At 63.0% G+C, this 26,668-nt stretch carries 23 protein-coding genes; 16 read left to right on the forward strand and 7 right to left on the reverse strand.

The annotated features are described in order from the left end of the window. Nucleotides 1-89: 89 nt before the first annotated feature. The 4 genes from FS507_RS00185 to FS507_RS19065 form a co-directional block, all read right to left on the reverse strand. Nucleotides 90-1,421, reverse strand: a complete 1,332-nt coding sequence (locus tag FS507_RS00185) for an ISL3 family transposase (RefSeq protein WP_145940855.1) — start codon at nt 1,419-1,421, stop codon at nt 90-92. 857 nt (nt 1,422-2,278) lie between these two features. Continuing rightward, nucleotides 2,279-4,360, reverse strand: coding sequence for a hypothetical protein (locus FS507_RS00190; protein WP_145940856.1), 2,082 nt, complete (start codon nt 4,358-4,360; stop codon nt 2,279-2,281). Then, the gene (locus FS507_RS00195; protein WP_145940857.1) at nt 4,357-5,718 is read right to left on the reverse strand and encodes a hypothetical protein; all 1,362 of its coding nucleotides are present in this window, start codon (nt 5,716-5,718) and stop codon (nt 4,357-4,359) included. Before FS507_RS00195 ends, FS507_RS00190 begins: the two co-directional genes overlap by 4 nt. A gap of 386 nt (nt 5,719-6,104) precedes the next feature. Further along, a complete protein-coding gene (locus FS507_RS19065; protein WP_369008422.1) occupies nt 6,105-7,451 on the reverse strand; it encodes a tyrosine-type recombinase/integrase in 1,347 nt (448 codons plus the stop codon). A gap of 173 nt (nt 7,452-7,624) precedes the next feature. On the opposite strand from FS507_RS19065, the gene FS507_RS00205 reads away from it, so the two are divergent. From FS507_RS00205 to FS507_RS00215, 3 genes are read left to right on the forward strand one after another with little or no spacing between them, the layout of a single operon-like run. After that, on the forward strand, nt 7,625-8,167 hold the full coding sequence (locus tag FS507_RS00205; protein WP_260853066.1) for an ATP-binding protein: 543 nt from the start codon (nt 7,625-7,627) through the stop codon (nt 8,165-8,167). A gap of 22 nt (nt 8,168-8,189) precedes the next feature. Then, nucleotides 8,190-9,440: a DNA-processing protein DprA gene (gene dprA, locus FS507_RS00210; RefSeq protein WP_260853067.1), complete on the forward strand. Its 1,251-nt coding sequence runs from the start codon at nt 8,190-8,192 to the stop codon at nt 9,438-9,440. A 40-nt stretch (nt 9,441-9,480) separates the two neighbouring features. Continuing rightward, nucleotides 9,481-10,473, forward strand: coding sequence for a tyrosine recombinase XerC (locus tag FS507_RS00215; RefSeq protein WP_145940861.1), 993 nt, complete (start codon nt 9,481-9,483; stop codon nt 10,471-10,473). Between the two features lie 44 nt (nt 10,474-10,517). Here the strand turns inward: FS507_RS00215 and FS507_RS18385 are convergent, their stop codons facing one another. Then, complete coding sequence (locus tag FS507_RS18385) at nt 10,518-11,354, reverse strand: peptidoglycan DD-metalloendopeptidase family protein (RefSeq protein WP_260853068.1); 837 nt, start codon at nt 11,352-11,354, stop codon at nt 10,518-10,520. Nucleotides 11,355-11,650: 296 nt separating this feature from the next. Between FS507_RS18385 and rpsB the strand changes: the two genes are divergently transcribed. The 5 genes from rpsB (at nt 11,651) to FS507_RS00245 (ending at nt 15,898) form a co-directional block, all read left to right on the forward strand. Next, a complete protein-coding gene (gene rpsB / locus FS507_RS00225; protein ID WP_145940862.1) occupies nt 11,651-12,475 on the forward strand; it encodes a 30S ribosomal protein S2 in 825 nt (274 codons plus the stop codon). A 54-nt stretch (nt 12,476-12,529) separates the two neighbouring features. After that, nucleotides 12,530-13,348 carry a translation elongation factor Ts gene (tsf, locus tag FS507_RS00230; protein ID WP_145940863.1) on the forward strand — a complete coding sequence of 273 codons (819 nt, stop codon included), beginning with the start codon at nt 12,530-12,532 and terminating at the stop codon, nt 13,346-13,348. 214 nt (nt 13,349-13,562) lie between these two features. Further along, nucleotides 13,563-14,258, forward strand: coding sequence for a UMP kinase (pyrH, locus tag FS507_RS00235; protein WP_222121374.1), 696 nt, complete (start codon nt 13,563-13,565; stop codon nt 14,256-14,258). Nucleotides 14,259-14,408: 150 nt separating this feature from the next. Then, entirely contained in the window at nt 14,409-14,966 is a 558-nt protein-coding gene (frr, locus tag FS507_RS00240; RefSeq protein WP_075812851.1) for a ribosome recycling factor, read from the forward strand. Between the two features lie 35 nt (nt 14,967-15,001). After that, complete coding sequence (locus tag FS507_RS00245; protein ID WP_260853108.1) at nt 15,002-15,898, forward strand: phosphatidate cytidylyltransferase; 897 nt, start codon at nt 15,002-15,004, stop codon at nt 15,896-15,898. A gap of 15 nt (nt 15,899-15,913) precedes the next feature. Here the strand turns inward: FS507_RS00245 and FS507_RS00250 are convergent, their stop codons facing one another. Further along, a complete protein-coding gene (locus tag FS507_RS00250) occupies nt 15,914-16,408 on the reverse strand; it encodes a LapA family protein (RefSeq protein ID WP_260853069.1) in 495 nt (164 codons plus the stop codon). Nucleotides 16,409-16,476: 68 nt separating this feature from the next. On the opposite strand from FS507_RS00250, the gene rlmN reads away from it, so the two are divergent. Then, nucleotides 16,477-17,589: a 23S rRNA (adenine(2503)-C(2))-methyltransferase RlmN gene (gene rlmN / locus FS507_RS00255; protein WP_145940865.1), complete on the forward strand. Its 1,113-nt coding sequence runs from the start codon at nt 16,477-16,479 to the stop codon at nt 17,587-17,589. A gap of 190 nt (nt 17,590-17,779) precedes the next feature. Here the strand turns inward: rlmN and FS507_RS00260 are convergent, their stop codons facing one another. Beyond that, complete coding sequence (locus FS507_RS00260) at nt 17,780-18,280, reverse strand: DUF2631 domain-containing protein (protein ID WP_440130325.1); 501 nt, start codon at nt 18,278-18,280, stop codon at nt 17,780-17,782. A gap of 217 nt (nt 18,281-18,497) precedes the next feature. On the opposite strand from FS507_RS00260, the gene dxr reads away from it, so the two are divergent. The 7 genes from dxr (at nt 18,498) to FS507_RS00295 (ending at nt 26,582) form a co-directional block, all read left to right on the forward strand. After that, nucleotides 18,498-19,682, forward strand: coding sequence for a 1-deoxy-D-xylulose-5-phosphate reductoisomerase (gene dxr, locus FS507_RS00265; protein ID WP_145940867.1), 1,185 nt, complete (start codon nt 18,498-18,500; stop codon nt 19,680-19,682). Next, nucleotides 19,679-20,902, forward strand: a complete 1,224-nt coding sequence (locus FS507_RS00270; RefSeq protein ID WP_145940868.1) for a M50 family metallopeptidase — start codon at nt 19,679-19,681, stop codon at nt 20,900-20,902. Before dxr ends, FS507_RS00270 begins: the two co-directional genes overlap by 4 nt. Nucleotides 20,903-20,968: 66 nt before the next feature. Further along, nucleotides 20,969-22,141, forward strand: a complete 1,173-nt coding sequence (gene ispG / locus FS507_RS00275) for a flavodoxin-dependent (E)-4-hydroxy-3-methylbut-2-enyl-diphosphate synthase (RefSeq protein ID WP_145940869.1) — start codon at nt 20,969-20,971, stop codon at nt 22,139-22,141. Nucleotides 22,142-22,239: 98 nt separating this feature from the next. Beyond that, nucleotides 22,240-24,111 (forward strand): penicillin-binding transpeptidase domain-containing protein, encoded by a 1,872-nt coding sequence (locus tag FS507_RS00280; RefSeq protein ID WP_145940870.1) that lies wholly within the window; start codon nt 22,240-22,242, stop codon nt 24,109-24,111. Nucleotides 24,112-24,122: 11 nt separating this feature from the next. After that, a complete protein-coding gene (gene map, locus FS507_RS00285) occupies nt 24,123-25,007 on the forward strand; it encodes a type I methionyl aminopeptidase (RefSeq protein ID WP_145940871.1) in 885 nt (294 codons plus the stop codon). A gap of 74 nt (nt 25,008-25,081) precedes the next feature. Then, entirely contained in the window at nt 25,082-25,675 is a 594-nt protein-coding gene (locus tag FS507_RS00290) for a carboxymuconolactone decarboxylase family protein (protein WP_260853070.1), read from the forward strand. A gap of 124 nt (nt 25,676-25,799) precedes the next feature. After that, nucleotides 25,800-26,582: a hypothetical protein gene (locus tag FS507_RS00295; RefSeq protein WP_145940872.1), complete on the forward strand. Its 783-nt coding sequence runs from the start codon at nt 25,800-25,802 to the stop codon at nt 26,580-26,582. Nucleotides 26,583-26,668: the final 86 nt, after the last annotated feature.

Raw genomic sequence — 26,668 nt, forward strand, 5'->3', positions numbered from 1 at the left:
CCTCCCGGAAGTCGGGTGGGCTTGCGTACAACAGTAAGCCGCAGAGGATTCGTTGGGGTGCCTGAGTCAGATAAGGGGCTCTTCGTCTTCTAGAGTGCGTCGATCACGTTCCGCAACCCGCCTGAATGAATCAGTGACCGCGAGATGTAGTGGTTCATGTTCCTGAATCCCAGAGCGATCCCACGCAGATGCTCCAACCGCCCGTTGATCGCTTCGACCGGCCCGTTCGATGCCCCGGTATCGAAATAGGCCAGGATTGCCGCCCGCTTACGCCACAACGTCCGCCCCGACCTCGCCAGCTCCGCCAGTCCCTTGGGCACCCCGGACTTGATTCGCTTGATCAGCTTGAACAGGCGCTTTTCGCCGTCCCGCGGCCGCTGCTCGTCATAAGCGGCGATGACCTCCTGATAGAAGTCCCAGGTCACCTGCACTGCCACGTGCTCCTCTGCGGTCAGCACACCGTCGAGACGTTCCGCCCGTGTCGGGGTGACCAGGCTGCGGCGGGTCAGCATCGCCCGGCGGATGCCGTACAACGGATCGCCCTTACGGCCCCGATGCCCCAGGGTTTCGTTCTGCACCCGCTGACGACACAGATCCAGCTTGCCGGCGGCCAGGTGCACCACATGGAACGGGTCCATCACCTGCCTGGCCTTCCCGACCTGGTGACTGGCGGCTTTAGCGTAGCCGGAGTAGCCGTCCATCGTCACGGTCTTGACCGTGTCCCGGAAGCGCTGCGGTCGGGCGGCCAGCCAGTCGCCGAACGCATCAGCACTACGGCCGGGCACCATGTCCAACAACCGGGCTGGTCCGGTGCCGTCCACAGTCGGGGTCAGGTCCACAATCACCGTGACGAAACCCGGAGCACCGTCACCGCGGACGTGCTTCCACGTGTGCTCATCGACACCGAGGACACGGACGTGTTCGATCCGGGCCGGATCGCCGTAGGCCAGATCGCGGCAGGCCGACACCGCCAAGCTGCAGGCCTTCCTCCAGCCGATGCCCAGGGCTCTGGTGCAGGCTCTCACGCTCATCCCGTCAGTGGCCATGCGCTGCAGGATCCAGCGGGTGACCCGCCAGATCATCGACTGCTTGTCACCAGCGGTGTGGGCCAGGCGCATGCGGAAGATCCCCACCAGGCAGGCGTCGTTGCCGCAGATCAGTCGGGGCACGCGCACCTGCAGCAGGCTGGGGTGCCCGGCGATCGGCAGGTCAGTCAGGCGAGGTTCGACATGGTCGCGGACCCGGCAAGAGTGCCCGCAGCCAGGACAGGTGGTGTCGATGCGCGACGGGCGGCAGTACAGGTGGGTGACATCGCCAGCGTCGGCGGCGTCGTCGATACTCAGGCCGAGGTCTGCGGTGCGGCAGATCGTGTCGGCGACAATGTTCGGGGCGGCGGCAGGGGTGACGGTAGTCTGGGGCATGGATCCTGGAGTGACTGGATGGTGATTCGACACCTTCATCTTGTCACTGCAGGGTCCTTCAATCGCTCACGCCATGCCCCTAGATGTTGTGGTGACCTACCCCAGGTGCTTCACACCTCCTACGCACTCCGGAAGCCGAAGAGCCATTTTTCGTCAACGAAGCTCTAATCGGCGTACCTATTTCATTTTAGATTAATCGAGACGTCGGCATGTCTGTTATTAGAGGTCGGTGCGCATTGAGCTGTCGGCCTATGCCTAACTCGGTTGGTTTTGATTCAGCTCTATCGGCAGGAGGGGCATTCCCGAATGCATAGCCTCTCGTTTACGGGGGGGGGGGAGTAGCGCATGGTACTCGACTCGGCCGCGTTGAATCTTCAACTTCCGCTCATTGGGTCAGCTGTGACGGAGATGATCGCGTAGGAACGATCCTGAGGTGAGGCGTACAACCTATCGGGCGTCTCAGGATCGAGTGCTGGCGATCCGGGTGACGCTGCCGTGGTCGTGGAGCGTGTTCTGGAGTCGATCATTCTCGAGCGTGAGGCGTTGAATGTGAGCGATTGCTAACTCGAGTCGGTCCTGCGTCTGCTTCAGCTCCCGTCGTAAGCGATGAGCTGGGTCACTGGGCTGACTGTCAGGTCCGCGCAGCTCCCGCTTCACGTCCGTACCCCCGCGCAGGTGCGCACGGCGAGCGTCAGCGACCTGCTGGGCGATATCTCGGAAGTGTCGCCAAAAGGTAGGGTTGGAAAGCCCTAGCTCAGTCGCAAGAGCGCTTGCGCTTACTGGCTTGAGACTCGAGGTGCGCAGCGTCGCCAGTACGTCCAGTACCTCTTGGTCTGAGGGTAATGTTATTCGCGGTGTCACTGGGTCTCCTGGTGTCGTGAGAGGTAGGAAGCAACCTTCTCGCGGCGGGTCGTCAAACGGGCCCCAAGGGCTGGGGGCAGAAGTCCCGGCGAGGCGAGGATGCCGTCGAGCTTGTGAAGCTCCTCACGCCAGGTCTTGATGTTTTCGCCTGTCAATGCAACATTTCGACATGTTAAGGGCTTGCAGTTGGACATGTCTGGCACGTCTTCTGGATCAGGAGAAGCGCTCCGGCAAAGAGCACGTTCCTTGGTGTAGACACAGGTTACGTATTTCCCGGGGTACACCGAGGGGCCATTGTGTGTGATCAATCGCAGGAACCTGTGCCGGTCTGTGCTCACAGTGCCGAGAAACGCCGGATTGTGCTGCATTGCCTCGAGACGACGTCTAGCCTCGCCCGCGGCTGGCCCCGCTAGCTCTGTGTGTTCATTCCGGTCGATCAAGGCCAACAGTTCTTCGCCCCGCGCGAGAGCTTCCTCCGCTTCAACCTCGGCACGAAACCCAGATTCGCTCGTGCCAGCGTAGCCTTCGAACATCTGAATGCTGTGGTGTCTGTAAGCGATCGCGCCAGCGATTGATCCTCCGGGCCTTCGCGCTATGTACCACGCTAGAGTACGTCGGAATTGCGCGGTACTTAGCACCCAGGGCTTTCCGTCGACGTCGGGAATCGGGTCGTTGCGATTGCGTCGATCGCAGTAGGAATTGACCCAGGCGATGAACCGGTTGAGCTGCCGATTGCTGCCTGCGCTAGTCATCGCGGGGTTCCCGCCACGACCAGCCGACCCGGTACCTGGCCCTGTCTTCACTGGAGCGAACAGCCAGTCGGTGTGTCCGTGACCGCGCTGCTGGTGCACGCGTTCAAGGACCGAGATGGCACGAGCAGCGGGTCCACCGATGACCCACGTGGCAGTGACCCCGGTCGGATCCTGCTCGCCCTTAAATGCACGACTTGTAACAGTCCAACGATATGGTTGGCCATCGCCGCCAAGATGTGTCTGACAACACCCGGTGCGCAAGTGCTTCACTTCACTGTCTCGCATGCCAGAGAGGAACGCGACCAAAATATAGCACGCGGCCTGCAGCATCTGGGTTAGCACGGTCAGTGAATCGTCGCGGGCTGGGTCCAGTGAGACGCCCTCGATCCACGGTGCTGCTTCGAGGTGTCCGGTGACGTCCACACCAAGAGCTGCGTAGTCGGAGACCCCCACTATGGATATGGTTTCAGAAACCTGGTCTATGTGTCGAGTTATAACGCTGCGGTCGCAACCAATAATTCGAGACAGAGCTATAGTGTTCAGGTTTCCGTTAACCCCGGGGAGCGGTTGGTGCTCCTTGCGTGACTTGGCTAGGAATTCCTGCAAGTTCTTCAGAGCTGTACCTCGCGGTCCGCTCGCACCAGCGCTCCGTTGTCGCCGTCGATCCCAGATGGATATCGCCTGCAGTATGTCTTCGGCGAAGTTGTCCACGAATCGCAACGACCAGATAAGTAACCTGCTATGCACTTCCTCGGGGATTCGCGGAGTGGTGTTTTCAGCTGGGGCGGCGTAGCGTTCTTTCCAGCCGTTGATCAGACGTGGGTCGAATGACAGTGCATCTGGACCGAGTCCGCATCGATAGCGCCACAGGAAAACGACGGCGGAACGTAGCATATTTCGACGTGTCGCGCTGCGATAGGTCGTAAGAATGTACTGCTGGTATGAACGTAGAATCTCCTCGGAGATGCCATCTAGGCGCGGTGATTTGTGATGTTCGGTGAGCCAGCGGAGGAAAACGGCCAAATTGTAGTAATGTGAAACAATGGTTCCGATCGACGGGCGTTCCTCATCGAAAGGCAGATCGCCAGACAGCCCCGTATAGGCAAATTTTTTCAAGGCTTCCTGATACACGTCGGTCACGGTGTTGAATCGGAGGGTCAGGCCACGTTGCTGGCCTTGTATGGCTGCGGGTGCCAGCGGCCATTCGTCATCTGCATAGCGCGCTGTCTCAGTTATGTCGGTCCCGGGGCGTAGGGGGCGTGCGTGGAGGACGTATACGGTCTCGTTATGGTTGTCTTTGGCGGCGTTGTTCAATGGGGTGCTCAAGGGTGCTCCCAACTTGGCTCGGCGAGATCGATGTGGCTATCGTCGGGTTTATCGAGGTTTGCGTTATTGATTTCTGCCTCGCTGAAGGACGGCATAACTTCATGGCGGATTGCGGCCCACGTCGCACCATATTTTCTCCACCACGAATCGTCGCTCATTTGGGATCTTCTGGTTTCCAGGGCGTCCAGTAGGCTGAGTAGTTGGGGTAGGTGGTCGCCAGTAATGACACAGTTCGCACAATGGAAACAGTCAAGGAAGCTGACTGTGCATTCTTTCCCGGTCACTGGGTGGTGTTGGTAGTCGCTGCAAGTTGTCCAGGGAGTTTGCGTGGCGGCGGGACCAAGAGTGGTTGAATCTTCTGTCCGGATATCTAAATGTGTTCTTCCGTGTGAGTTTAGATTGCGTTGGTGGGCCTGCCATGCGGCATTTTCAACATCAATCAATGTGTCTGTCATGACCCCGTGTGCCCAGTCTATGGTCGATGGATCGCCGGAGAGATAGTTTCGGAATAATACGCCGGTGGTGTTACTCCGTGCTGCAGATGGGAGGTGGCCTCCTAGGTGCCGTGTGCGTCGTACGTCGATACTTGTCTTGAGACGGTTGAAGGTTAGCCTCAGGGGTGCGGGGTGCTGGTTTTCGCTGCTATCTTCCGTCAGTCCGTGCTTCCTTGTCCAAGGTCCGTTCTTGAGATGTCCGCTTATCGCTACGCCGAATGGATTACGGAACTGTGGGGAAGAATAACTACTCGAAATGGCCCAGAATGGTTCCCCTTCCAGCAGCGATCGCGCTTCAGACATGATCTCATGGAACAGAAGGTATAGGCCGCCTGGCGACGATAGCTGTTTATTAGGCGGCCCGATTTCCCAAGTAACGGTTTGATGCCATTTTCCAGCGCCGCGTCGGCGTTTGATAAGGGATAGCTCGACCGCGATGTCGTTTATCTTGCGATACTTGGACGGCAGCTCCTTGATTGTCTCGACGTTCCAACCAGTTGCAGCGACCAATAGTACTAGCATTGGGACTAATTCGCTGCGTGTCACGAATGGTCTGGAACTTGAGATCTGTTCGTCGGTATTAGCATCGCCGCCGTCGGATTGAGCACTGGTCAGTTGACCGGTAGATTGGCTTTTTCCTCGCGAATTTTTGTCGCTGTTTAGCGCGCCGCCGTTATTTCCGAATACTCGCTCTTTGATAAGGGTAACGTCGGCACGTGCAGCAGATATTATATCCCTCAGTTCGCGATCTGTGTACCCGGGTACCGGTCCATGCTTTGGTAGCATCTTTGGTCGAAGCCTATCGCGCACATCCGGCTTAACCAGTTCAGATAGTGGTGGATAATCAAAGGTGAGTGCAGCCATGTGGAGTTCTATCCGGGTCGATGGCTCGTCAAGCCTTTGCCGGCGGGACTCTTCGTAAAGCTCGATATGGCGAACGGTCAGGTCCTGAGGCTTACGTGGTGGATTCGGGACTGTGTCTAGAAATCGTATGAGCCTTCCGAGGCTGCCCCACCCAGATCGAGCGGAGGAATGTGTGCGTAAGGATCCCGCCGGTCCTATTCGTCGCGACCAACTTTGGGCGACGGCCTCGTGCCACCCTGGTAGTGGTAGCTTGCTGATATCGAACGAGTGGCTTCTTCCGTCTTCTCCGTGGAAGCGGACAACTAGGCCTGAAATGGGTGAGGGGGGCTCGTACCTTCCACGCGGCAGTCGTGCGGCGCGCCCTTTTCCAGTGGTTCCTCGTGGGCTCATAAGTAACCCCCGTCGATTGGGGTAGTCGCCGTGCTGCTTTCAGCGATGTCGGTCGCATCATCTCTGAGTAGCTTCGTGCGGGTCTCTAGCTCGAGCTCCTCTAGTGCATGCAGGTACTCTTGGGTTGTCGTAACGCTCTTGTGCCCAAGGCGTTGGCGGACCCAGTCGAGGGGGTCCCCGAACACTCTGGTGTATTGGGTGCGCTGGTGTTGTTGCAGCTGGCCGAGTTCGGCGATATGCCCGCGTTGAAGCTGCTCCAGGGTAAGTACTGCGAACGTGTGGCGGAGTTTGTGGGGGTGAGCGCGTGCGTCGACGCCATGTTTTGCACAGCGGCGGTTCGCTGTATGGAAGATATCCTGCCATGTCGACGAAGACATCGGGAGTCCTGCTTCAGTTAGCCAAAGTGACGCCGGTTCCCACCCGTCTGGCCCTTCTACCATTAGGCGCTGTCGTTCTTCGGTGGATAATTGGGAAATTCTTGCGTTGCATATTTCATTGGTTCGTTTACTGTGGACAGTGCTGGTTTTTCGATGTTCCGCGATATAAATATATCTGGTGGCAACGTTGTCGTAGGTCCCCTTTTTCTGTGCTTGTTTTACGCAAGCGCGCCGGTCGATGTTGATGTACCCCAATAGTGATCGCAGTACCTTCGTTGGGATGTATATCCATCGTGCTGACCCACCCTTTGCGATGGCGCCAGGTAGCCTGAATCGTTCGTATCCGTGCTTCCCGGAATCGCTCGGAATCTCTGGTGTAATAAGTGAGGATTGTTCGGTGAGACGGAGCCCTGTGCGGACCATTAGATCGCTGAACGCTGCGTTTCTTTCTGCCCATCGGCCCCGGAACTCCGGATCGGGAGTTCCATGAGCGGTGTACCCACGTAGGCCAACGTCGCGCCACTGCCTATAGGACGATGCAGGTAGCCAACTGACGTCTTCTCGTCGTGCCGAGCGTGAGTATGTCGCTGGGGTCTGCGCGTTTCCTTGGCGTCCTTGGTGGTAGCTCCCAGAGCGTTTTTGGCGCTGTGGGATCGGATTCTCGAGTGCGTGTCCTCCAAGTATCTGCCATTTGTAGAAGCGATCCACCGCGCTGACTTCTCTATCCCACGTGGACGGGCTGACTCTCGGTCCATCCGCGTCTTCTCGTCGCCATACTAGATAAGCGAGGTGATCGTCGGATGTGGCGGCGCGCCAATCTTTCTTCCCGCGTGCGTACTGGAGGAAGTTTAGGAACGCTTTAATGTCCCGCGCGTAGCCGAGGCGAGTGAGCATGCGTGCGGTGAGCATGTCTGCGGAGTAGAAAAACTTGTTGAGTTGAATGTCGTACTGTAGCTCCGGTGACATGAGGTATGGGGTACCGAGGGGCACGCCGTGGGTGGCTCGCCAGGTCTGCCAATCCACACCTTGGGGGAGGTCCACATCGGCCGTCGAGGTTGGCTCCGTGAGTACGTCGCTAACACGGTGGAGGCTCCACGCGGGTGTTGAGAGGTTCACAAAAAGATAGTATACTGCGGGCAGTGTCGTCAGGACAGTGGACACTGCCAAACACCCGTCACAAGCTTGCCTCGAACCCGTGTCCCTGTGGAGCGGCGGAGCCGGTGGACTGCCGGTGTCGGGGAGGCCTCCGGGACCGTTACCTTCACAGGCTGTCGGGGCCGCTGCTGGACCGGGTGGACCTGTCTGTGCGCACCTGGACCGACCCCACCAGTTGCCTCGTCCCCGCCGGTGACGTGGCACCTGTGTCCGGGGAGCCGAGCGCCAGGGTCCGGGACCGGGTCACCGAGGCGAGGAACCGCTCGGTGCACCGGTGGAAACACTGGGCCTCCAATGCTGCGGTGCCGGGCCCGATCCTGCGCCGGGAGTATCCCGCCGACGACGCCGGTATGGCACTTCTGCAGGAGAAATTGCGGGTGGGGGTGGTATCGCACCGTGGGGTCGACCGCACCCTGCGCGTCGCATGGACGATGGCAGACCTCAGCGGCGACGTCAGGCCCGGGACTTCCCAGGTCCTGGATGCACTTGAGTTGTACACCAGTCCGGTCGACCGGGACGGGGTGTGAGGGGAGTATGAGGGAGACAGAGATGGGGACAGAAATGGGGGACAATGACGTGTCGAGACAGAAAGCATGGATGTACCTGCGCCGGGTGGTGGAGGCCTCCCAGACGGAACTGCTGGAACTGCTGTGGCCTGACGACGGGCAAGACGGGACACCCGCGTGCGTGGACACGACCGCACCAGCAGATGTTGAACGAGCGGCTGGCATGATCCGTCGGCGTGATCCCGCTCTACCGGACGCCCTTCTGGAGAGTACCTGCCGTCGAGCCGACGTCGATGCCGAAAGTGATCTCAGATTCGCCCGGGAAAACGGGTGGAGACTGGTCACACCGGACTCTGATGAGTGGCCCACGGAGTTGCTCGCCGCGTCGTTCATGAACATCGGACCGGACACGATGGTCGACGGAATCCGGGGGCAGGCCACACAGCCCTTCGCGCTCTGGGCCACCGGCACCGCGAAGCTCAACGAGGTAGTCGACCGCAGCGTGGCGATGGTCGGTACACGGTCATCGACGGCGTACGGCAACCGCACCACCCATGCCATGGCGGGTGAACTCGCCAGCGCCGGGTACACGGTGGTGTCCGGTGGCGCTCTGGGCATCGACACCGCGGCCCACTCCGGAGCACTCAGTGCCGGAGGACGGACGGTCGTGGTCACAGCCACCGGGCCCGGCCAGGTTTACCCCAGGTCCAATGAACGTCTGTTCCACGCGGCGTGCGGCAGAGGACTGGTGCTTTCGGAATACCCGCCACACCAACGGGCGGCCCGGCACCGCTTCCTCACCCGTAACCGCCTCGTCGCGGCACTCTCACAGGGCACCGTCCTGCTGGCTGCGGGATACCGGTCGGGCGCAGTGAACACGGCGAACTGGGCCGACACGATGTACCGGCCGGTCATGGTGCTGCCGGGGCCGGTCGATTCCGCCGACTACATCGGATGCCACAAGCGGATCCGCGACGGCGCAGGGATACTGATCACCCGGGCCGCGGACATCCGTGAAATCCTTGAGCCGCTCGGGACCGTCGACACCGAACGTCAGCTCAGCCTGGAGTTCGGCGCCACGCCCGTACAGCAGCTCAACGCGGACCAGCTCCGGGTCTACGACGCCTGCGGGGTGGACAACGACACGCTCGGTGGGTTGGAACAGATCAGCGCCGAGACCTCCCTCCCGATCAACGCGGTGGCGAGGATCATCACGGACCTCGAGACATTGAATCTGGTGACCCGGTCCCGGGACCGATGGATCAAGACCAGGGAGCCCAGCAGCCGGACATAAGGACGTCGGAACCGGGCACGGAGGACTAGAATCAGTGGTCATGAGCAGTCACCGTGCCCCCGAAGATCCCGCCGACGCGGGCCCCGTGACCGGCCCCGTCAACGAAGCCATCGACTCCTACCTCGAGTATCTGTCGCTGGTGAAAGGGCGTGCAGCCAACACCGTCACCGCCTACGGTCGGGATCTCCGCGCTGCCTGCGAAGGGCTCGACAACATCGACCAGTTCACCCTCGACCGAGGTCGCGACGTCCTGGACTGGGCCCTGGAATCCGGGGCGTCCCGGGCCTCCGTGGCGCGACTCGTTTCCAGTATGCGAGGATTCGGCAGCTGGCTCAGCCACACCGGACGACTCCCGCATAACCCGGTCTCCGCACTACAAGCCCCCGGCCCCCAGCGGCATCTGCCGAGAGTGCTCGACAACGACCAGGCGGACACTCTGCTCGACCATGCACGGGAACGGGCCGAGTCGACGCCCGCTGACCCGGACAATCCGGCAGACGACCACCGCCGCACCCTGGCCCTGCGCGACTGGGCGATCCTGGAACTACTCTACGCCAGCGGTATCCGGGTCTCTGAACTCTGCAGCGCCGACCTGGCGGACCTCGGGGACCGCGACCTCCGGGTAACGGGAAAAGGAAACAAGACCCGCGTGGTCCCGTTCGGTTCCAGGGCACGCGAAGCGATGGACGCCTGGATCGCCGTCCGCCCTCGCTTGTCGGCACGCCGGTCCGGCAGCCAACCCACGGTGCCCGCACTGTTCCTCGGCAGCAGGGGAGGAAGAATCGACCAACGACGGGTCCGTGAGATCGTCCATACTGCAGCGAATGAGGCAGGAACTCCCGGCATCTCCCCACACGGGCTCCGACACAGCAGCGCTACCGCCGTCCTGGAAGGGGGCGCCGACCTCCGGGTAGTCCAGGAACTTCTCGGACACGCGTCGATGCAGACGACCCAGATATACACGCACGTCGGTTCGGAACGGCTCCGTCAGGTCTACCGGCAGGCCCACCCCCGGTCCGGATACCAGCGCTGACGGAACAACGCCCGGGCCCCCTTTTTCTGCCACCAGCGACACCGTCAGCTCCACAGCCGCACAACAACGGGTGCGAGCAGACTCATCGGGTCGATGTAACGTTCATAACCGTCGCCCGTGCGTGCACCCCATGACAGCCCGTCCTCGCGCCGGGCCGTCTCCGGCAGCGAGCCGGCATCGGCGAGGACACCGATGACCTCGCCCGAAGAAACGTGGTCACCTGCCGACACGCTGGCTATGACCGGCTCGTATGTGGTGCGCAGGGCCGGGGAGTGATTGATCGAGACCACAGGGTTTCCGGCCACTACTCCGGCGAAATGCACAGTTCCCCCGGCACTGGCTGCCACCGCGTCCCCGGGAAGAGCGTGGAGGTCCACGCCCCGGTGTCCCCGAAGCCAGTTCTCTGTCGGGATGTCCGCCGGACGCACCACCTGTCCCGGTACCGGCCGCACGTGGTGGCGTTCGGTCTGGGCTCCCGCCGGGGTCAGTGACGACACCGCGAGCATCACACCAAGCCATGCGGTGAATAGTCTCGGTCGTCGCTGTCGATGTGTCCCCGTCATCCCCGTCATGGCCTCATTCTCTCCTGTCTGCAGAGCATATGTCGGGGCGATGCCGAAGATGTGGACAACTCGCCCGTCCACGTCGGAGCAGCGGCACCGGGACGGGGCCAGAGTGGCGGGTGGGGCCGCAGAGTCCCGGGGTGTCGACGCCTGTCCGGTGCCTGGTGGGATTTGCGCACACCCGCCGGTGAAAGAGTTGTGGGATCCCCTGGCAGCAGGTAGATTCAACACCCGCAGTATGTCCGCCAGTACGGCGCGGCACTCAGCCGGCGCGTCCCGTCGGTTGCCGAGAACGGTCTCCGGGAATGTCACAGCCACACGCGATCTGTGCCAGGAACGGGGGAGGGCCCGAAACGCCGCTTCCGGCGGGTGTACTGACATCGCGTAGGTATCGCGTGATCCGACTCTGTGGCCCGTCCTTTAACGGTCCCCGCTGAACCAGCGGGGTTAAGTGGGCGGGGACAACCCGGGGATGCCTGCCAGGACGACCGATGAACCGACGGATACCGTGGGCAAGTCGGCCGTAGAAGAACCGTCAACCTGAACTTTTGAAAGCGAGGAAGGGGAGCGGCGGCCGGGAGAATCCCCCGGTCAGCGAACTCTCCTGAACTATCATGGCTGTTGTCACCATGCGCGAACTGCTGGACGCCGGCGTCCACTTCGGTCACCAGACCCGTCGTTGGAACCCGAAGATGAAGCGTTTCATCTTCACCGACCGTAACGGCATCTACATCATCGACCTGCAGCAGACTCTGACCTTCATCGACGAGGCCTACGAGTTCGTCAAGGAGACCGTTGCCCACGGCGGCAACATCCTCTACGTCGGCACCAAGAAGCAGGCCCAGGAAGCTATCGCCACCGAGGCGGAGCGCGTCGGTATGCCCTACGTCAACCACCGTTGGCTCGGCGGCATGCTCACCAACTTCCAGACTGTCGCGAAGCGTCTGCACCGTCTCAAGGAGCTCCAGGCAATGGAGGCCGCCGAGGACGGCTACAAGGGCCGCACCAAGAAGGAGGTCCTGATGCTGACCCGCGAGCGTAACAAGCTCGAGCGCGTCCTGGGCGGCATCTCCGACATGTCCAAGGTCCCCTCCGCACTGTGGATCGTGGACACCAACAAGGAGCACATCGCCGTCTCCGAGGCGAAGAAGCTCAACATCCCGGTCGTCGCCATCCTCGACACCAACTGTGACCCGGACGACGTCAACTTCCCGATCCCGGGCAACGACGACGCCATCCGCGCCACCACGGTGCTGACCTCCGTGATCTCCTCCGCTGTCGAGGCAGGGCGCACCGCACGTGCCGAGCGTCAGGCCGCTGCAGCCAAGGAGTCCGCCGGCGACGCCGAGAAGGCAGAGAAGACCGAGAAGACGGAACAGGCTGAGGCTCCCGAGGCTGACGCTGCTGCGGAGACCCCCGCAGCCGAGTCTGCAGAGTAATTCTCTCCACGTCTGTACTTTTCACTTCCACCATCTGAAGGAGGATCGCCTCACATGGCGAACTACACCGCCGCCGACGTCAAGAAGCTCCGCGAGCTCACCGGCTCCGGCATGATGGCCTGCAAGAAGGCCCTCGAAGAGTCTGAAGGGGACTTCGACAAGGCTGTCGAGATCCTGCGCATCAAGGGTGCCAAGGACGTGGGCAAGCGCGCTGAGCGCACCGCGGCCGAGGGCCTGATCGCGGTCTCCGGTAACACCATGGTCGAGATCAACTCGGAGACCGACTTCGTCGCGAAGAACTCCGAGTTCATCGAACTGGCCAACCGCATCGCCGAGGCTGCTGCCGCAGCCAAGGCCAACAGCCCGGAGGCTCTCGCAGCTGCCGACGTCGACGGCAAGTCCGCCGAGACCGTCATCCAGGAGCTGTCCGCCAAGATCGGCGAGAAGCTCGAGCTGCGGCGCGCCGTCACCATCGACGGTGACAAGGTTGCCGTCTACCTGCACCACCGTTCGTCCGACCTGCCCCCGGCAGTCGGCGTGCTCGTCTCCTACACCGGTGACGACGAGGGTGCAGCCAAGGCAGCTGCCATGCAGGTCGCCGCCCTGAAGGCCACCTACCTGTCCAGCGAGGACGTCCCGGAGGAGACCGTCGCCAAGGAGCGCGAGATCGCCGAGGCCACCGCTCGCGAGGAAGGCAAGCCGGAGAAGGCTCTGCCGAACATCATCGAAGGACGCCTCAAGGGCTACTTCAAGGACGCCTGCCTGCTGGATCAGCCGTCCGTCACCGAGTCCAAGAAGACCGTCAAGCAGGTCATGGACGAGGCCGGCGTCACGCTGAACGGTTTCGTGCGCTTCGAGGTCGGCCAGAGCTAAGCTCCCGGCACCCTCGTCCCGCCCACAGGCGAAACGGCACTGGACCCGTCGCCCCCGCTCATCCGGGGTCGGCGGGTTCAGTGCTGTCTGGAGCAGTGCGGCACGCTAGGATGATCAATCGGATACAGACCGCACCTACACCCCACAAGGAGATCCCACGGTGGCCGAAAGCACTGCAAGCACTGGAGACACCTCGACCGGCTACAAGAGGGTCATGTTGAAGCTGGGGGGAGAGATGTTCGGCGGCGGCAAGGTCGGTATCGACCCTGACGTCGTCGAGAACGTGGCCCGCCAGATCGCCGAGGTTGCGGCCACCGGTGCGGAGATCGCCGTGGTGATCGGTGGCGGTAACTTCTTCCGGGGTGCCGAACTGCAGCAGCGCGGCCTCGACCGCGCACGTTCCGACTACATGGGGATGCTGGGTACGGTGATGAACTGCCTGGCGCTGCAGGACTTCCTGGAGCAGCAGGGCATCGACTCCCGGGTCCAGACTGCCATCAACATGGCGCAGGTGTCTGAGCCGTACCTCCCGCTGCGCGCCGACCGGCACCTCGAGAAAGGTCGCGTGGTGATCTTCGGTGCGGGTATGGGCATGCCGTACTTCTCGACGGACACCACGGCCGCCCAGCGTGCCCTGGAGATCGGCTGTGAGGTCCTGTTGATGGCCAAGGGTGTCGACGGTGTCTACAACGACGACCCGCGCACCAATCCGGACGCCGAGCTTTTCCACGAGATCAGCCACCGCGAGGTCATCGAGCGTGGCCTCAAGGTCGCCGATGCCACGGCCTTCAGCCTCTGCATGGACAACAACATGCCGATGCTCGTCTTCAACCTCCTCACCGACGGGAACATCGCCCGTGCCGTGGCGGGGGAGCAGATCGGCACCCTGGTCGCGACGCCGGCATCCTGATCTCCGCGACCGTCTCTGACGGCAGAATTGACCACCCCTGCATGAGGTAGTGGTGAACTTCTGGGAAACTCACGTCCGGTGACTGGTAGATTCGTCACTGGAACAGCAAGACCTGCCCGCAACAGTTTCATCTTCGACAAGAGGACAGCAATGATTGACGACACCCTGCTCGAGTCCGAGGACTACATGAGCCGCTCGGTGGAGCACGTCCGCGAGGACCTGATGACCATCCGGACCGGCCGCGCGAACCCCGCCATGTTCAACGGCGTATTCGCCGAGTACTACGGTGTGCGCACCCCGATCACCCAGATGGCGACGATCAGCGTTCCGGAGCCCCGCATGCTGATCATCAAACCCTACGAGATGTCGGCGATGCAGGAGGTCGAGAACGCGATCCGCAATTCCGACCTCGGGGTGAACCCCACCAACGACGGCCACGTCCTGCGCGTGACGGTACCGCAGCTGACGGAGGAGCGGCGTCGCGACCTGGTCAAGGTCGCGAAGTCGAAGGGTGAGGACGCGAAGATCGCGATCCGCAACATCCGCCGGAAGGGCATGGACAGCCTGTCGAAGATCCAGAAGGACGGGGAGGCCGGCGAGGACGAGGTCAAGGCGGCAGAGAAGGAGCTGGACAAGGTCACCCAGCAGTACGTCGGGCAGGTCGATGCCGTCGTAGAGTCGAAGGAAAAGGAGTTGATGGAGGTCTAGTGTCTGCTGGACGTCCATCAGAGCCAGACGCCGCCGTGAATGCCGCGAACACCGTGGGACGGGACGGCTACCGCCTGCCGCAGCCGAAGAACTCCGCCGGGCGGAACCTTCCCGTCGCCATCGCCAGTGGGGTCGCCCTCGGCGCCCTGGTGGTGGCGGGCCTCGCGATCCCGTACGTCTGGTACCCGCTGATCGCCGCGGCCATGGGGTTGGCCACCTACGAGGTCTGGAGCCGACTGCGGGAGAATGGCTACGGAGTCAACCTTCCGGTCCTCCTCATCGGTGGACAGGCCATGATTTGGCTGTCCTGGCCATTCGGCGTGACGGGGCTCATCTCGGCCTTCGCACTGAGCGCCGTGGCGTCGGTGGTGGCACGACTCTTCCACAACGGCAGGACGGTGCCACCGACGAACTGGTTACGCGACATCGGCATCTCGCTGTTCGTCCTGGTGTGGATACCGATGTGCGGCGCTTTCGCAGGAATGCTGTCGCAGCTGACCTACCAGGATGTTCCCTGGTGGAGCCTCGTCCTGACGTTCATGCTCTGCGTGATTGCCTCGGATGTGGGCGGGTACGCCGCCGGTGTGTTTTTCGGAAGCCATCCGATGGTGCCCGCGATCAGCCCGAAGAAATCCTGGGAGGGGTTCGCCGGCTCGGTCATTTTCGCGGCACTGGTCGGCATGCTGTCGGTGCTGTTCCTTCTGGACCTGCGCGACCCGATGCACTACGTGCTGGGACTGTCGCTGGGCGCCGGACTGGCACTCTGCGCCACCGTGGGGGACCTCGTTGAGTCGCAGTTCAAGCGCGACCTGAAGATCAAGGACATGTCCGCGATGATTCCGGGCCACGGTGGACTGATGGACCGTCTCGACGGGATGCTGCCGGCGGCGATGCTCACCTGGATCGTGATGACCGCCGTCGCGGCACTGTGAGAGCGGACCCGGGGGTCAGCGGTTCTTTCCCTTGGTTCCCTTCCCGCGGGCGCTGTCCGGATGGTTGATCTGGCGTCGTAGCTGCAGGATCCTCACCGCGCCGACACATGCCATGACGAGTGCTCCGGCGATGGCGGCGATCAGCATGCCGACGCCGATGGGGAAGTTCCACTGCCAGACGAACATCTGCAGCCGGACCGAGTCCTGGTTCTGCAGGATGAAGACGAGCAGCAGAATCAGGATGACGGCGCCGATGGTCAGGCCCACCCACGTCGACCCCGCGATCGAGCCTGCAACGCTCGGCTTGTCGTCGGCAGGCGACTCCGAGACTGCTGATTCCCCCGTGGCTCCGGTGTCCACGGTGTCGGGACGGGTCTCCGAAGCTGTCGTCTCGGCGAGGTCTGTGCCAGTGGTGCCGGTACTGCTTTCGCCGTTCTCAGCTGCTTCCGCCGCATCGGTGGCGGGGACGGACAGGTCGTCTGAGTAATCATTCCCGGGGCTCGTAGTCATGCCGCCCAGTGTAGTGCCAAGACACGATGTGCTCACCCCCTCCTCGACGTGCAATAATGGCCGACACCATGACTACACCGGTACAACTGCAGTTCCGTGCCCCCACCAGGGGCATGCCACCCACCCATCTGGCTGACCTCACTGACGACGAGGTCAAGTCGGCGGTCACCGATGCCGGTTTGCCCGGTTTCCGTGCCAACCAGATCGCGCGTCAGTACTACGGGCGCCTCGAGGGGGATCCGTCGCAGATGACGGACCTTCCGGAGAGCCTGCGTGGCACCGTCAAGGACACGTTGTTCCCCACGTTGATGGAGTCGGTGCGCAACATTTCCTGCGACGAGGGCCAGACCCGTAAGACACTGTGGAAGTTGCACGACGCCACGATGCTCGAGTCCGTCCTGATGCGTTACCCGGACCGCGCGACCCTCTGTATCTCCTCCCAGGCAGGTTGCGGCATGGCCTGCCCTTTCTGTGCCACCGGTCAGGGCGGATTGGACCGTAACCTGTCCACCGCGGAGATCGTCGAACAGGTCCGTGCGGCAGCCAAGGCGATGCGCGACGGCGACGTCGAGGGTGGCGAGGGACGCCTGTCGAATATCGTCTTCATGGGGATGGGGGAGCCGCTCGCCAACTACAAGCGCGTGGTCAAGGCGATCAGGCGCATCACCTCGCCGTCTCCGGAAGGTTTCGGTATCTCGGCACGCAACATCACGGTCTCGACCGTGGGGCTCGCACCGGCGATCCGTAAGCTTGCGGACGAGGGCATGCACATGCGCCTGGCTGTGAGCCTGCACTGCCCGGACGACGAACTCCGCGACACCCTCGTCCCGGTCAACAATCGTTGGTCCGTCGACGAAGTCCTCGAGGCGGCACGGTACTACGCCGACAAGTCCGGTCGTCGCGTCTCCATCGAGTACGCACTGATCCGTGACATCAACGACCACCCGTGGCGTGCCGACCTGCTCGGCAAGAAGCTGCGGGGAGCGCTCGGCAACCAGGTGCACGTGAACCTGATCCCGTTGAACCCTACGCCCGGCTCGAAGTGGGATGCGTCGCCGAAGCCTGTGCAGGACGAGTTCGTCCGGCGGGTCGTGGCACAGGGTGTCGCGTGCACCGTGCGTGACACCCGCGGCCAGGAGATCGCAGCCGCCTGCGGACAGCTCGCGGCTGAGGAACGCTGATCGCCCCCGCCGGCTCCTGACACAGACGCTCCCGGTTGGTTTCCTGGACTGGAACCAACCGGGAGCGTCTGTGTGTCGTCCGTGCCGTCCGCGCTGTCCGGGTTCAGGGGCCCGGGACCGACGAAGCCCCGCACCATCCGGTCATCAACGGACGGTGCGGGGCTTCGTCGACGCCGGAGTGGCGACTCCGTTAGTGGTGCAGTGCGTGCTTCGGCGTCTCGACGTTCTCGACACCGTCGGACCCGACACCGGGCAGGTTCCAGGAACGGAGCTCTGCGGTGGTCATGTTGGCGTAGGCGCCGGTGAGGTTACGCTGATCGGCGGCCCAGTCCGGTTCCTGGTGTCCGGCCGGCTTGTTGTGCGCGGTCACCGTCGCACGGGCAGGCTTCGGCTTCCAGTTGGGGGAGGAGTGGCGTGCGTACAGCGTGGTTCCCAGCAGGACGAGGACACCGATGGCGATCAGCCAGATGTTCTCCACGTGACCCTGGTGGTTACCGAACAACATGCCGAACATGGAGAGCCCGCCGAGGTAACCGACGACGATCGTCGTCTTCCGGGGGAACTGGTGCCAGCCCCAGGCAGCGGACGGCTCATCCTCGGTGGAGACGCCGTTGTACACTGCCACCTTCGTGCCATGATTTCCGTGATCGGCCACGTCGATATCCTCCTGAACTAGGACGGCAGTGGTCACCTGCCGAATTATCGGTTCCATTGTGACACATCCCCGCGGTGGGGAGAACTTCCGACCCGGTGCGGGTTCCCCCGTTTGGGTCCGTTCCGCGCCCGTGACCCAGCCCGCGCCGTCCTCATCCTCTTGCTGACCGGCAGCTGGAGGCTTGCTGGAGGTCTCCTGGGGGAGTTGCAGGCGTGGCCTCCCGGCTACCGCGCGGTCGTGGAGGCGTGGAACAATGGGCCGGGTGAAGAAACGAGTAGTGGTGCTCGGAAGCACCGGTTCGATTGGTACCCAGGCGCTCGAGATCATCGCACAGAACCCTGACCGCTTCGACCTGGTCGGGGTCTCTGCACACGGGTCGAAGCCGGACGTCCTGCTTGACCAGATCCGGGCCTTCGGCCTGGCGCCCCATCAGGTGGCCGTCGCCAGTGAGCGCACCGCTGACGAGGTCGACCGGGAGTTGGACGGTCATGTCGTCCGCGGGGTGGATTCCGCCCGCCAGCTGGTGGAGGGACTGACCGACTCGCTGGGTCTGGGTGCCGAGGATGTCGTCCTGAATGCTCTCGTCGGTTCGCTGGGGCTGGACGCCACCCTGGCGACGCTCAACGGGCAGGTGCGGCTGGCGCTGGCCAACAAGGAGTCCCTGGTCGCCGGAGGTGAACTCGTGCTCACTGCGGCGGCGGAGGGACAGCTGGTGCCGGTGGATTCCGAGCATTCGGCGATGGCGCAGTGCCTCTGGTCCGGACGTCACGAGGACGTGGACTCCCTGGTGCTCACCGCGTCCGGCGGGCCCTTCCGCGGATGGACGCGTGAACAGCTGCAGGACGTGACCCCGTTGCAGGCGGCGAATCATCCGACCTGGTCCATGGGGCAGATGAACACGCTCAACTCGTCGTCGATGGTCAACAAGGGACTCGAACTCATTGAGGCGTCGCTGCTGTTCGGCGTTCCGGCGGACAGGATCGACGTGACCGTGCATCCCCAGTCGATCGTGCATTCGATGGTGACCTTCCGGGACGGCGCGACGATAGCCCAGGCATCGCCGCCGTCCATGAAGTTGCCGATCAGTCTGGCGTTGGGCTGGCCGGAACGGGTTCCCGGCGCCCAACGTGCCCTGGACTTCGCCACGGCCTCCAGCTGGGAGTTCGAGCCTCTCGACGATGAGGTGTTCCCGGCGGTCCGGTTGGCGCGGGAGGCGGTGTCCGCCGGCGGGTGTATGCCGGCCGTGTACAACGCCGCGAACGAGGAGGCGGCCGTGGAGTTCCTCGCCGGTGCATTGGCTTTCCCCCGGATCGTGGACACCATCGCCGACGTCATGGAGGACTGTGCCGACCGGGTCGGTCGCCCCCGCGACATCGGGGACGTCCTCGATGCGGAACGCGAGGCACGCGCCAGGGCCCACGAGAGGATGGGCCGGTGAGCTTTGCGCTAGGCGTCATCCTCTTCGCCCTGGGTATCGGTGTCACGATCGCCCTGCACGAGGCGGGCCACATGGTCGCCGCACGGGTGTGCGGCATGCGCGTGCGGCGCTACTTCATCGGCTTCGGCCCGACGGTGTGGTCCACCACGCGTGGACACACCGAGTACGGGCTCAAGGCCATTCCTCTGGGTGGTTTCTGCGACATCGCCGGGATGACGGTGAATGACCCGTGGACGGAGGAGGAAGAACCCCACCTGATGATCAACAAGTCCGCGTGGAAGCGGGTCTTCGTGATGATGGCGGGGATCATCGTGAACATCGTGCTCGGCGTCCTGATCATCTTCGGCGTTGCGGTGAGTTTCGGCCTGCCCGACACCACCCCGCCGCCGCAGCCTGCCACAGCTGCCGATCTGGTCTGTTCCCCGGAGAGCGACCAGGGGGACACGTCCTGCTCCGGCGAGGGTTCTGCGGCCGCGTCCGGTGTGCATGTCGGTGACACGTTCCGCGAGATCGACGGTGAGGCGACCGAAGAGTTTCCGGATGCTGTCGCCGCGGTCCAGGATGCTGGACGAGCCGCCGGTGACGGCGGAGCGGCCGTGGGGGATACCGTCACCGTCCCCGCGACCATCGAGCGCGACGGGCAGGACCGGAACCTGGATCTGCAGGTGGAACTCGTCGAGCGCGATGGCCAGACCGTCGGCGCTATCGGTGTGCAGTTCGAGCCCCAGCCCACGCCGAACGTCGACTACAACCCTGTGACCGCTGTCGGAGGCACTGCGGACTTCACCTGGAACCTCGGCAAACAGACAGTGGATGCCCTCATTGACCTGCCGCAGCGTTACTGGCCGGTCGTGCAGTCCATCTTCGGCGCCGAGCGTCAGATGGACAGCCCGGTCAGCGTGGTCGGTGCCTCCCACATTGGTGGGCAGATGGTGGAGCAGAGCCAGTGGATGAGCTTCCTGCTGCTTCTGGCGAACCTCAACTTCTTCCTCGCGGTGTTCAACCTGGTGCCGCTGCCGCCCCTGGACGGTGGGCATGCGGTCATCGTCATCTACGAGAAGCTCCGTGACCGGTTGCGGCGGCTGCGGGGGCTGGAGGCCGGTGGTCCGGTCGACTACGTCAAGGTGATGCCGGTGACTTACGTCGCCACCGCGATCCTGCTGGTGTTCGGGCTGACGGTGATCGTCGCCGACGTGGTGAACCCACTGCAGCTGTTTTAGCCCGTCACGGTAGGCGGGAGTAGACTGAGCACGTAGATCCACACGGAAAGAAGGACTAGACCACACATGACCGGAATTTCCCTCGGTTTGCCCGACGCCCCGCCGCCGGTGCTGGCTCCCCGTCGCAAGACCCGCCAGCTCATGGTCGGCAACGTCGGCGTCGGAAGTGACTACCCTGTCAGCGTCCAGTCGATGACGACGACGAAGACGCACGACGTCAACGCGACCCTCCAGCAGATCGCCCAGCTGACCGCGTCCGGCTGCGACATGGTGCGCGTCGCCTGCCCGAAGACCATCGATGCCGAGGCGCTGCCCGCCATCGCCAAGAAGTCGCCGATCCCGGTGATCGCGGACATCCATTTCCAGCCCAAGTACATCTTCGCCGCGATCGACGCCGGCTGTGCCGCGGTGCGGGTGAACCCGGGCAATATCAAGGAGTTCGACGGTCGGGTCAAGGAGGTCGCCAAGGCTGCCGGAGACGCCGGCATCCCGATCCGTATCGGTGTCAACGCCGGTTCCCTCGACAAGCGCATCATGGAGAAGTACGGCAAGGCGACCCCGGAGGCGCTGGTCGAGTCGGCGCTCTGGGAGGCGAGCCTGTTCGAGGAACATGGCTTCGGCGACCTGAAGATCTCGGTGAAGCACAACGACCCGGTGATTATGGTCGAGGCCTACCGTCAGCTGGCTGCGCAGTCTGATTACCCGCTGCACCTCGGTGTCACCGAGGCAGGCCCTGCCTTCCAGGGCACCATCAAGTCCGCGGTGGCGTTCGGTGCACTGCTGGCGGAGGGCATCGGCGACACGATCCGTACCTCCCTGTCGGCTGACCCGGTGGAGGAGATCAAGGTCGGCGACCAGATCCTGCAGTCGTTGAACCTGCGTCCCCGGAAGCTGGAGATCGTGTCCTGCCCGTCCTGTGGACGCGCCCAGGTGGACGTCTACAGTCTCGCCGAGCGGGTCACCGCCGGTCTGGAGGGCATGGAGGTCCCGCTGCGTGTCGCCGTGATGGGCTGCGTGGTCAACGGTCCGGGTGAGGCCCGGGACGCTGACCTGGGTGTCGCCTCGGGTAACGGCAAGGGCCAGATCTTCGTCAAGGGCGAGGTCATCCGTACCGTTCCGGAGGACGAGATCGTGGAGGTCCTCATCGAGGAGGCGATGAAGATCGCCGAGGACATGGACCCCGAGGTTCTCGCCGCGGCCGGTCTCACCGGCACCCCACAGGTCAAGGTCACCAGCTAGACACTCGTCCTGGACGCATCATCCGCCGCGACAGCGTGGCAGATGATGCGTTCGTGTTTGTGCGGGGAAGCAGCGCTGTGCGCTGCTAGCGTCGGAGCATGATCCAGATTCCGGGGACGCAGGCCCCGAGACGCACCATCGCCGCCACCGTCCTGTGTCTGATCCTCACCACCGTCACTGTCGCCGCCACCGCGTGTACCCCACGTCCGGATGTCGCCGACGACGTCATCGGCGACTTCCTCGCTGCCGTCGAGTCACGGGACATCGATGCGGCCGCTGACCTCACCGATGATTCACCGGTGGCGTCCACGGCGTTGGACGAATCCTGGTCGGCGCTGCAGGCGGAGTCCCTCGACGCCGAAGTGCGCGACGTCCGGACCGACGACAACGTGGCCACCGCCGACTACACGATGGCCTGGACCCTGCCGGGAGACCGCACCTTCCGGTATGACGCGACCCTGACCGCCACCCGCACCGACGGTGACTGGACGGTGCGGTGGCGGTCGTCCGTCCTGCATCCCGACCTCGGGGCGGACCAGCATCTTGAACTGCGTCGCGTCGAGGCTCAGGTCGCTGACATCGTCGGCTCCGACGGTGCCGTCCTCGCCACTCCCGGCACAACCTGGCGGATTCTGCTGGACACGGATGAAGCGAAGGAGAACGGCGGCATCCAGGGGACGGTCGATCAGATCGCACGTGTGCTCGATGCAGCACACGCAGACGAAGAGGCGATCCCCACGATCGACACAGCGAGGGTGTCCTCGGCGGCGTTGGACGCCGACGGGACCTACTCGGTGACGACGATCCCGGGAGAATTCGGTGACCGTGTCCGACAGGACCTGGAGTCTGTCAGTGGTGTCCGGCTGAACGAAGAGCCCGACATGGTGCGCCCGGATCCCGGTTTCGCGCCGGACATCATGTCCCGTGTCACCCAACTGGTAGAGCCCGAGCTGGCAGGTGAACCGGGATGGGAGGTCGTTGCTGTCAACCAGAACGCGTCGGTGGTTCGCACCATGGAACGTACCGCCGCCGAACCGTCACCCGCGGTCAAGGTGAGCTTGTCGAGGCAGGTGCAGGAGGCGGCTCAGAAGGCAGTCGACACCCGTCCGAATGACCAGGCGATGATGGTGGTGATGCGTCCCTCCACCGGGGAGGTGCTTGCCGTCGCGCAGACAGCGGAAGCGGACAAGCAGGGTGACGTGGCGTTGTCGGGACAGTACCCGCCGGGTTCGACCTTCAAGGTGATTACCGCCGCGGCCGGAGTGGAGAAGGAGAATCTGACCGCCGACTCGACGGTGTCCTGCCCGTCGACCCAGGACATCGGTGGACGTATCGTCACCAACTACAACTCCTTCTCGCTCGGGGATACCTCGATGCGCAACGCGTTCGCGCAGTCCTGCAACACCACGTTCGCCCGTATCTCGACGGACATGGCACCAGGGGAGCTGAAGGAGGAGGCCAGGAAGTTCGGTCTGGGACGCGACTACGACATCCCGGGACTGACCACCATGACCGGTCAGGTGCCGGAGGGTGAGGTCATGCTCGACCGGACCGAGGCAGGGTACGGCCAGGGGCTCGACCTGGCCAGCCCGTTCGGTATGGCGCTGGTGGCTGCCACGGCCGCGAACGGCCGTACCCCGGTGCCGAACCTCATCGACACCGATGACGTGCACACCCTGGACCCCGACGGCAAGGATGCCGTGGAGGGCGAACCGCTGGACCCGCACGTCCTGGATAACCTGCGGGACATGATGCGGGCGGTGGTGACCAGCGGCTCAGGTTCGGCGATCTCGGGTGCCGGCGAGGTTTACGGCAAGACCGGTGAGGCTGAGATCAACGAGGGGTCCCACGCGTGGTTCATGGGCTACCGCGATGACCTGGCCTTCGCGACGATGATCGTGTTGGGCGGTGGCTCCGAGCATTCGGTGGCGGTGACCCAACAGTTCTTCGACAATCTTGACGGGGAGTAGGCTGGGGCCTCATGAGTAGAGCGCTTCTGACACCCGGTACACCCACCCCGATCCGCAAGGTTCCGGACAGTATTGACCGTCCGGAGTACGTGTGGAAGGACTCCGTCCGGGAGAACGTCGGTGAGCCGTGGGTGCAGACGCCGGAGGTCGTGGAGGCGATGCGTGAGTCGTCGCGGATCGCCGCCGGCGCACTGTCCGCTGCCGGAGCTGTGGTGGCTCCGGGGGTGACCACCGACGAGATCGACCGTGTCGCGCACGAGTACATGTGCGACCACGGTGCCTACCCGTCGTGCCTGGGCTACCGGGGTTTCCCGAAGGCGTCGTGCGTCAGCCTCAATGAGATCGTCTGCCACGGCATTCCGGACACCACCGTGGTTCAGGACGGCGACATCGTGAACATCGACGTCACCGCCTACAAGAACGGCGTGCACGGTGACACGAACGCAACGTACCTGGCGGGGGATGTGGCAGAGGAGCACCGTCTGCTGGTCGAGCGGACCTATGCCGCGATGTGGCGGGGCATCAAGGCGGTGAAGCCCGGTCGGGAGATCAATGTGATCGGCCGGGTGATCGAAGCGTACGCGAAGCGGTTCGGGTACTCCGTGGTCCGCGATTTCACCGGCCACGGTGTCGGCCCGACGTTCCACAACGGCCTGGTGGTACTGCACCACGAAGAGCCGGCCTATGACACGGTTCTGGAGCCGGGGATGACGTTGACGATCGAGCCGATGCTGAATCTCGGCGATCTTCCCTACGATATCTGGGACGACGACTGGACCGTGCAGAACAAGGACGGCAAGTGGTCGGCTCAGTTCGAGCACACGATGGTCGTCACGGAGACCGGTGTGGACGTTCTGACCCTGCGTGAAGACGAGAAGGACCAGACGGTCAAGTAGCGCCCACCGGCTGCCCAGGGACGAATTCGCTGAACGACGTCGCCGGTGTGGGGTCTCAGGTAGCGTGTTGGGGTATGAACGTATCTGGTTCCGAGTCAGTGTCCATGGAGGGTGCGAGGCGTATCGTGCGTCCCGGCGAGAAAGTGCCGGGTGTGCGAGAGCTGGGGGTTGTCAACCACCTCATTGCGCGTCTCGGAGCCCGGGTGCAGGGCACGGAGACGATGGGGGTCTTCTCCACGATCGGGCGGGCCCGCCGCCTGTTCAAGGCGTGGCTGGCGTATTCGGCGACGATGATGCCGTTCGGCTACCTGTCACGTAAGGAGACGGAGTTGGTGATCCTCCGTGTCGCTCACCTGAAGGGGTCGGAGTATGAAGCGGCCCACCATCGGAAGCTCGGTGCGTCGGTCGGGCTGACCGGTGCCCAGATCCAGGCGATGGAAGGGGAGTCACACGGGCAGACACGTCGTTGGGGCGTGATCCTGGATGCGGTGGATCAGATCGTGACCGTCGGTGAAGTCGATGAATCGACCTGGTCGGCTCTGGCCAGCTATCTGTCTGACCGGGAGCTTGTGGCTCTGGTGATGCTGGTAACGAACTACTCGGGTCTGGCGACGGCGTTGTCGGTGCTGGGTACTCCGGTCGACAGGAAGAAAGGGCAACGAGGGTAGTTTTGCCTCTGGACGTGACTGTGAATGTGGGTTACTGTGTGATGGTCTGACCCATTGGGGGTGTGGGCGGGGGCCACGGGGAACAGTGGCTGTCTGGACGTAGTGAAGGGGTGGGGTGGGGCCTATGGTCCACCAGGATTCTGTTGTGGGGGATGACGGTTCGCACCGGTTGCTGGTGGTGCCGTGCGCCCTGGTCGTGCTGGTGTTGGTGCTGATGGTTACGGCCTGTTCATCGGTGGGAGAAAGAGCGGGCGCCGGGGAATCTTCCGGGGAAGAAGAGTGGCCCACTGCGGCTGCCGCAGCTCCACCGGTGGGAGAGGGGGTTGACGAGCCCGTGGTGACGGAGGACGGTCGGATGATCCAGCCGACTGGGCACACGGGACTCTGGTTTGAGACGGAGCCTGCTGACCCGTTGGAGAAGCTGGTCTATGAGTCGCAACGTTTCGTCGGTCACCCGGTTGCTCTGGAACCGATCGGGGAGAGGGCGCTGCTACCGCAGTGGGAGGACATGCCTGACCCGTGCCATCCGGAGGTGATCCGGAGGATGGAAGAGCTTGGTGTCGACATTTTTGAAGATGACGACGTCAGCTATGGGTATGCACAATGCGCCGGATTTAAGTTATCGATAAAACCTTCCTCGAATATATCTTTCGAGTGGGGCGTGACAGGGGACATTGTTGGGTACTCGATGGTGGAAGATTGGAATAAGGGACAAGATCTAGATTCGGGATTTATCGATTTTGGCGAAAGGGCAGAAGAGCTGGGATGCATTTCGTACGAGTCTTCGATCGGAGATAAGTACTTTGCTTTTTCTGTAGTATCCCCCCTGTCCTATATAAATGGATGCTCGAGTTCAAACTCTACTAAGAATATATTTAAAAATGCTGTTGGGGGAGTGTTATTCTAATGAAGTTTAATGATGGAAGTCTACGTGATGTCGTGCGGTCAATTGTCGAGGCAGATCTCTCGCTTCGTTCTGTGCGGAACAGCGGT

The organism is Corynebacterium glyciniphilum AJ 3170 (assembly GCF_007673095.1).
In the GTDB taxonomy this organism is placed as follows: domain Bacteria; phylum Actinomycetota; class Actinomycetes; order Mycobacteriales; family Mycobacteriaceae; genus Corynebacterium.

Coding starts and splice junctions, on each gene's coding strand:
- FS507_RS00185 (WP_145940855.1), bottom strand. CDS start 1,421: ATGCCCCAGACTACCGTCACCCCTGCCGCCGCCCCGAACATTGTCGCC.
- FS507_RS00195 (WP_145940857.1), bottom strand. CDS start 5,718: ATGGCTGCACTCACCTTTGATTATCCACCACTATCTGAACTGGTTAAG.
- FS507_RS19065 (WP_369008422.1), bottom strand. CDS start 7,451: ATGTCACCGGAGCTACAGTACGACATTCAACTCAACAAGTTTTTCTAC.
- dprA (WP_260853067.1), top strand. CDS start 8,190: ATGGGGACAGAAATGGGGGACAATGACGTGTCGAGACAGAAAGCATGG.
- FS507_RS00215 (WP_145940861.1), top strand. CDS start 9,481: ATGAGCAGTCACCGTGCCCCCGAAGATCCCGCCGACGCGGGCCCCGTG.
- rpsB (WP_145940862.1), top strand. CDS start 11,651: ATGGCTGTTGTCACCATGCGCGAACTGCTGGACGCCGGCGTCCACTTC.
- tsf (WP_145940863.1), top strand. CDS start 12,530: ATGGCGAACTACACCGCCGCCGACGTCAAGAAGCTCCGCGAGCTCACC.
- pyrH (WP_222121374.1), top strand. CDS start 13,563: ATGTTGAAGCTGGGGGGAGAGATGTTCGGCGGCGGCAAGGTCGGTATC.
- frr (WP_075812851.1), top strand. CDS start 14,409: ATGATTGACGACACCCTGCTCGAGTCCGAGGACTACATGAGCCGCTCG.
- FS507_RS00250 (WP_260853069.1), bottom strand. CDS start 16,408: ATGACTACGAGCCCCGGGAATGATTACTCAGACGACCTGTCCGTCCCC.
- rlmN (WP_145940865.1), top strand. CDS start 16,477: ATGACTACACCGGTACAACTGCAGTTCCGTGCCCCCACCAGGGGCATG.
- dxr (WP_145940867.1), top strand. CDS start 18,498: ATGGGCCGGGTGAAGAAACGAGTAGTGGTGCTCGGAAGCACCGGTTCG.
- ispG (WP_145940869.1), top strand. CDS start 20,969: ATGACCGGAATTTCCCTCGGTTTGCCCGACGCCCCGCCGCCGGTGCTG.
- FS507_RS00280 (WP_145940870.1), top strand. CDS start 22,240: ATGATCCAGATTCCGGGGACGCAGGCCCCGAGACGCACCATCGCCGCC.
- map (WP_145940871.1), top strand. CDS start 24,123: ATGAGTAGAGCGCTTCTGACACCCGGTACACCCACCCCGATCCGCAAG.
- FS507_RS00290 (WP_260853070.1), top strand. CDS start 25,082: ATGAACGTATCTGGTTCCGAGTCAGTGTCCATGGAGGGTGCGAGGCGT.
- FS507_RS00295 (WP_145940872.1), top strand. CDS start 25,800: ATGGTCCACCAGGATTCTGTTGTGGGGGATGACGGTTCGCACCGGTTG.